Below are 6,352 nucleotides of genomic sequence, written 5' to 3' on the forward strand. Positions count from 1 at the left end.
AGTTCATAAGCCAGATCCTATTTCACACTTTTAACGATATTTATTGTAACAATGAGTTTTCATTAAAATATCGTAACAGTGCACGGTCTGGATCGCCAGCGTGAATAAGTTGCGAGGCTTGTTTAATTAATTTTTTTAAAACAGTGAGTTGTTTGCGTGTTTTGGTTTTAGCTTTTAACTTCCACTGTTCAGGTATGATAGGTAAGTGTTCAAACTGCCACTTTTTAAAGCGCTCATCGTAATCATCGGGTTCTGCTTGTTCTAGCAAATGTCCAATGCACCACGATACACAATCGCCATTAGCGACTTCTATATAACCATCATATTTTTTATGTGGTTTTGGTAACGCATCAGCAATAGCGCGTCCAAGTGAAGGTTTTTCTGCAATGTAGAGTTTCATAGCCTGCTCACCACTGTTCATATAAACAGTAGTTTAGCACAGCTATTTTAAAGGAGGGAACTTTTTGTAACTATTGGCTAGCTGGGCTTTTTTGTCTTTTGTTAAAATATAAATAAGCGGAAGATAACAAACAACAACGGTGCCTATATTAATAAATGGCAATAAGGTTTTATAAATGTATGTACTATAAGAAAGATCCCATAAATGGCGGTCGACTAATCTAAATAGCTGTAAAATTGGTGCCATAATAACAACTAACTGACCTACCACACATTGCCATAAATAAACCTTATCTTTTAAACCCTGATAAGCAATGAGTGCCATCCAGGCAATATCATTAAAGGCCCAAACAAGATATCGATAAACATAAATCCCACTATCAAATTCTTTCAAGTAAGGATGGATAATGGTTCCATATAAAAAAAAAGTAGCTGTAATTAAAGCGAAACGCAGGGCCAAATAATCTTTTCTAAAATAAAAGATGAAAATAGCAGGGCTTAAAACAAACACCCAACTAGTATCTAATATTAATATAGTCGTTAAAAACCATTCAGGCATTAGAGTTAATCAAGTCTTTTTTTCATCTTCGTCATTACCGCCACCATTTCCTGGCATATAATTAAACTTATCGACCTTTTTCATAAACTATTCCGTTACATTTGTTAAAGAAACCATACTTTATGATAAATAAGTGTGTTTGCCAATAGAAGTTATCTTACATCTATAGGAGCTGACTCTTTTGCTTTACCTTGTAGTATAGATATTTCTACTCGGCGATTTCTGCGGCGATCTTCATCGGTGTCATTAGGCACTAATGGCCTTGTTTCAGCTCGACCAACCACCATCATTCGGGTTTTATCAAAGCCTTGAACTTTTTGCAGTTCACTTGCAACGGCTACTGCCCGTTTTGACGATAAATCCCAATTGTTAATATATAACTCATTCGACACCTGAAAATCATCAGTATGGCCAGATACTGTTATTTCACCAGGTACATCTTTTAACAGCACACCAATATCTTGAATTATAGGTTTAAACTTAGGTTGTAAAAATGCACTACCTGAAGGAAATGAACCATTTTCCCTAATTCGAATAATTATTTGCTGCCCTAATGATTCAAGTTCTATTGCGCCATCAATTATTTGCTTTTCAAGCTGTTGTGCAATTTTTTTAACAAGCTCATTAGTTTGTTCCTGATCGGCTGCTGAGGTTGCTTGCTCCGATGATTGTTCTTGAGAAGTACTACGAGACTCGCCACCGCGTTTATCTCCGCGTTGCTCTTGCCTGCCGCCAGCTGAGCTTTCATCGCCAGCCTGAAACTCTAACATTTGTTGAGTCATTTCGACTGTTTGCTGCTGAATGGTTTCTATAGGGGTTGGCTCTGGTTTGCCTGGGGTAAATTCCATGGCAATAACAGAGGTACCTTTAGGGATGTCTTTTACTTCAATTTTATTTTGTACACCAAAAGCAAACTTCATAGAGCCCGCAATTTGTTTAAACTTAAGTACATCCATTTCTGAAAACGCGAGCAAGAGCACAAAAAAGCACATTAACAGTGACATTAAATCAGCAAACGTTCCCATCCATGCAGGTAATCCTGGTGGTGGGCATTTGCACTCTTGATCAGACATAGTTACTCCTCGGTATCTACTTTGCGTTTAGATTCAGCTAAGTAATTTTTCAAAATACCTTCGATTACTTTTGGATTCTGACCATCTTGTATGCCTAAAATAGCATCCAAAATTAAACGCTGATTCATCGCTTCTTCGTCTTTACGCAATTCAAGTTTTACCTGAATAGGAATTGCCACAACATTGGCTAAAAACGCGCCATATAAAGTTGTTAATAGTGCTACAGCCATTGCCGGACCAATTGCCTTTGGGTCATCCATGTTAGACAACATTGCAACCAAACCAATTAGAGTACCAATCATACCCATTGCAGGCCCTATATCAGCTAACGACTTAAATAAACCCGCGCCCAATTCATGGCGAGTCGTGGTTAGAGAAATATCTTTTTGAAGTGTAGCGCGAACTACATCTGCGTCGTGGCCATCAACGAGCATATCGACGCCTTTGCGCATAAAGGGGTTTGGAATTTCGGCTTCTTCGAGTGCTAAAAAACCACCTTTACGAGCTGAATCCGCAAGTTCTACTGCTTTTTCGATAAGTATTTCTGGCGTTTCGATTTTAAACATAAACGCTTTGGCAACAACTTTACCTATCCCCAAAAATTGCGACATGGTGAAGTTTGATAAAACAATAAAGAGTGAACCACCAAATACAATAACCACAGACGGGGTATTGTAAAACATAGCCATTTCACCGCTACTACTCATAAACATAGACATGACAATTAAGCCAATTGCGCCTAGGATCCCAATTATGGTTGCTAAATCCACATTTCCTCCAGAAGTTTCATGCTTAATGGCCTTATCATAAATTTTTATTATTAACTGCTTATCGGCAACATATTGAATTGCTTAAGCCATTTTTATAAATAAACATAAAAAGTAGCCTTTAGCACTATCTTAGATCAAGTTATAAGGGCTACCTAACTATCAATTGATTTATTAAACCAACAGACCGCTATTAAGGCTTTATTAATGCACTTGAAATATAATTTAACGTTATAAAAGTAAAAAACCAATATCATCCTTTGACCTAGTTTAGCATTCCCCCTAAAATTGACCCCTAAATTTATTATGTAAGCTGAAATAAAGATGGCGACTAAAAAACCTGAAAACTTAAGTTTCGAACAAGCACTAGAAGAATTATCTACAATCGTTAGTGACATGGAACAAGGTGACTTATCGCTTGAGCAATCGTTAAAGCAATTTGAGCGTGGAATTGCATTAGCAAGTGCTTCATCAGGGAAATTACAGCAAGCAGAACAAAAAGTATCAGTTTTGATGGGGAATGGCGAAAAGTCAGTACTTACAAATTTTGATAATGATATGGAATAACTGTGAGCATAAAAAATCATATTGAACGTGCTCAAAAAGATGTAGTAGCGACCTTACAGCAGCATTTTAACCAGCCTCTCGATACAGAAGAAACTGTAAAGAACGCCACCCAGTATGGATTATTTAATGGCGGTAAAAGATTACGTCCATTTTTAGTCTATGCCACAGGTAAAATGCTCGGCGCAAACCATCAAGACTTAAACGTACTTGCTGCTGCAATTGAGTGCATTCATAGCTATTCGTTAGTCCATGATGACTTACCAGCAATGGACGACGACGACTTACGCCGCGGACGCCCTACTTGTCATATAGAGTTTGGCGAGGCAAATGCAATTTTAGCCGGTGATGCTCTTCAAACTCTTGCTTTTGAGCTTATTGCAAATCACAAATTTGAATGCTCATCGCAAGTACAAGTAAAAATGATTGCTACACTTGCCCACGCATCAGGCCTTCAGGGTATGGTTGGCGGACAAGGCCTTGATATAGCAGCAACTGATAAAGTAATTACCGTACAAGAGCTTGAGCGAATACATAAGCTAAAAACCGGGGCTCTAATTAATTGCGCAATTACACTTGGTGCACTGTGCAGTGAAAAGGCTGATCAACAAACCTTAGAAAACTTAAGTGTTTTTGGGTATGCTATAGGGCTAGCATTTCAAGTACACGACGACATTTTAGATGTTGAAGGCGATACAGTTATTTTAGGAAAGCCACAAGGCTCCGATATTGCCGCGAATAAAGCGACATATCCGGCGTTATTAGGTATGCTAGGCGCTAAAGAAAAGGCGCATAATTTAATACAACAAGCCCATGAAGCGTTAGCAAATATAGATGCTGACACAACACTTCTTGCGTCGCTAGCAAATTACCTAATTGAGCGTGACCACTAATTTTTGCTCATACGTATTGCAATTAGCACTGACATTATTACTCAACATTAATTATTCGTAAAAGCTTTGGATTAATTAATGTTAGCGAAGGATATATATAAAACCATGACACTTGATAGTAGCAAGTATCCATTACTTAATTTGGTTGACGAGCCAGCCCAATTGCGTGACTTAGCGCAAGACAAACTCCCTGCATTTAGCAATGAGCTGCGCGATTATTTACTCAACTCAGTATCGCAAAGTAGCGGTCATCTAGCGTCTGGTTTAGGGACGGTTGAACTAACCGTTGCGCTGCATTATGTTTATAACACTCCAGACGATCGCCTAGTTTGGGACGTGGGTCATCAAGCTTATCCGCATAAAATCCTTACTGGTCGTCGCGACCAAATGCACACTATTCGTCAAAAAGACGGTTTACACCCTTTTCCTTTTCGCGATGAAAGTCAATACGATACGTTTAGCGTAGGCCATTCAAGCACGTCTATTTCAGCTGCTTTAGGCATGTCTATTGCCGCACAAAAAGAAGGTAAAGGTCGAAAGTCTGTTGCCATTATTGGCGACGGGGCTATAACCGCAGGCATGGCATTTGAAGCGATGAATCATTTAGGTGATGTAAAATCAGACATGCTTATTATTTTAAATGATAACGAAATGTCGATTTCTGAAAATGTTGGCGCATTAACAAATCACTTTGCCCGTATTTTATCGGGTAGCTTTTATACTAATATTCGTGAAGGTAGTAAAAAGTTACTCTCAGGTGTACCTCCTGTAAAGCAACTTGCCAGTAAAATGGAAGAGCACATTAAAGGCATGATGATCCCGGGTACCTTCTTTGAAGAATTAGGTCTAAATTATATTGGTCCAATTGATGGTCACGATGTAAACATGCTTGTTGATACGCTACGTAATATGCGTAATTTAAAAGGCCCACAGCTTCTACATATAAAAACACAAAAAGGTAAGGGCTATAAACCGGCTGAAGCCGATCCTATTGGCTACCATGGTGTACCAAAATTCGATCCGAGCACAACTAGTCTGCCTAAATCTAAACCTAGTGCTGCTACTTTCTCAAAAGTATTCGGTGATTGGTTATGCGATATGGCCGAGCAAGATAGCAAGTTAATGGCTATCACGCCTGCAATGCGTGAAGGTTCAGGCATGGTCCGTTTTTCTAAAGAACATCCAGATCAATACTTTGATGTGGCTATTGCAGAGCAGCATGCTGTTACTTTAGCTGCTGGTTTTGCCTGTGAAGGTTTAAAACCTGTTGTTGCTATTTACTCAAGCTTTTTACAACGTGCGTACGACCAATTAATACATGATGTTGCACTGCAAAACTTACCTGTATTATTTGCTATTGACCGCGCCGGTATTGTTGGAGCCGATGGTGAAACTCATCAAGGCGCATACGATTTAAGTTTTATGCGCTGTATTCCAAATATGGTGATTATGGCGCCAAGCGATACCAACGAGTGCCGTCAAATGCTATACACCGGTTATAAAGCAAATTGCCCAGTTGCCGTTCGTTACCCTCGAGGTAGTGCAGGTACTGCAGACATTGAAAGCTCGATGCAACTGCTTGAAATAGGTAAGGCGGATACAATTAAGAAAGGCAGTAAAATTGCCATTTTATCGTTCGGTACATTACTTGAAAATGCACAGCTTGCTGCAGATGAGTTAGATGCAACGCTTGTTAATATGCGTTTTATTAAACCTCTTGATACCGCGCTTTTAAATGAGCTTGTAGCTAGCCACGATGTAATTGTTACGCTTGAAGATAATGCAATCGCTGGCGGTGCCGGCTCTGCAGTTAACGAATACTTAGCAACGCAAAAAGCTGATATTAATATCCTTAACTTAGGTATTCCTGATGAGTTTATTAAACACGGCACGCAAGATGAAATGCACGATGAAATGGGATTAGGTGAGCAAGGAATATTAACTGCTATTAAAGCGTTTATTAATTAACTTCCTATACATCTAAAGTTGAGCATATTAAAAAAGGAGCCTAGGCTCTAATGCCGTTCACTTAAGGTGAGCGGCTTTTTTATTTCTAGCGTACCGCTGCGGTCTTGGCTTGACTGAGCGAGGAAAACT

The 6,352-nt window shown here is 39.1% G+C and carries 6 protein-coding genes and 1 pseudogene; 3 read left to right on the forward strand and 4 right to left on the reverse strand.

Annotated features, from left to right (window positions below; all coding sequences use genetic code 11):
• Positions 1 to 82 precede the first annotated feature (82 nt).
• The 4 genes and pseudogenes from GQR55_RS19455 to pomA all read right to left on the reverse strand — a co-directional run.
• Positions 83 to 400: pseudogene (locus tag GQR55_RS19455) on the reverse strand (toprim domain-containing protein); the annotation flags it as partial.
• A 42-nt stretch (positions 401 to 442) separates the two neighbouring features.
• On the reverse strand, positions 443 to 958 hold the full coding sequence (locus tag GQR55_RS19460) for a hypothetical protein (protein ID WP_166421898.1): 516 nt from the start codon (positions 956 to 958) through the stop codon (positions 443 to 445).
• Positions 959 to 1,110: 152 nt separating this feature from the next.
• Positions 1,111 to 2,031: a flagellar motor protein MotB gene (locus GQR55_RS19465; RefSeq protein WP_149594079.1), complete on the reverse strand. Its 921-nt coding sequence runs from the start codon at positions 2,029 to 2,031 to the stop codon at positions 1,111 to 1,113.
• 2 nt (positions 2,032 to 2,033) lie between these two features.
• The gene (gene pomA, locus GQR55_RS19470; protein WP_007587114.1) at positions 2,034 to 2,801 is read right to left on the reverse strand and encodes a flagellar motor protein PomA; all 768 of its coding nucleotides are present in this window, start codon (positions 2,799 to 2,801) and stop codon (positions 2,034 to 2,036) included.
• 321 nt (positions 2,802 to 3,122) lie between these two features.
• On the opposite strand from pomA, the gene GQR55_RS19475 reads away from it, so the two are divergent.
• The 3 genes from GQR55_RS19475 to dxs all read left to right on the forward strand — a co-directional run bounded on the left by GQR55_RS19475 (position 3,123) and on the right by dxs (position 6,223).
• Positions 3,123 to 3,365: an exodeoxyribonuclease VII small subunit gene (locus GQR55_RS19475; protein WP_165727311.1), complete on the forward strand. Its 243-nt coding sequence runs from the start codon at positions 3,123 to 3,125 to the stop codon at positions 3,363 to 3,365.
• 2 nt (positions 3,366 to 3,367) lie between these two features.
• Positions 3,368 to 4,255, forward strand: coding sequence for a (2E,6E)-farnesyl diphosphate synthase (gene ispA / locus GQR55_RS19480; protein ID WP_166421899.1), 888 nt, complete (start codon positions 3,368 to 3,370; stop codon positions 4,253 to 4,255).
• Between the two features lie 105 nt (positions 4,256 to 4,360).
• The gene (gene dxs / locus GQR55_RS19485) at positions 4,361 to 6,223 is read left to right on the forward strand and encodes a 1-deoxy-D-xylulose-5-phosphate synthase (protein ID WP_166421900.1); all 1,863 of its coding nucleotides are present in this window, start codon (positions 4,361 to 4,363) and stop codon (positions 6,221 to 6,223) included.
• Positions 6,224 to 6,352 lie beyond the last annotated feature (129 nt).

Source organism: Pseudoalteromonas sp. Z1A8 (assembly GCF_011378855.1).
GTDB lineage: Bacteria > Pseudomonadota > Gammaproteobacteria > Enterobacterales > Alteromonadaceae > Pseudoalteromonas.

What these genes read in the sequence shown, in the direction of transcription:
- GQR55_RS19460 (WP_166421898.1), bottom strand. Translation starts at nt 958, where the DNA reads ATGCCTGAATGGTTTTTAACGACTATATTAATATTAGATACTAGTTGG.
- dxs (WP_166421900.1), top strand. Translation starts at nt 4,361, where the DNA reads ATGACACTTGATAGTAGCAAGTATCCATTACTTAATTTGGTTGACGAG.
- GQR55_RS19475 (WP_165727311.1), top strand. Translation starts at nt 3,123, where the DNA reads ATGGCGACTAAAAAACCTGAAAACTTAAGTTTCGAACAAGCACTAGAA.
- GQR55_RS19465 (WP_149594079.1), bottom strand. Translation starts at nt 2,031, where the DNA reads ATGTCTGATCAAGAGTGCAAATGCCCACCACCAGGATTACCTGCATGG.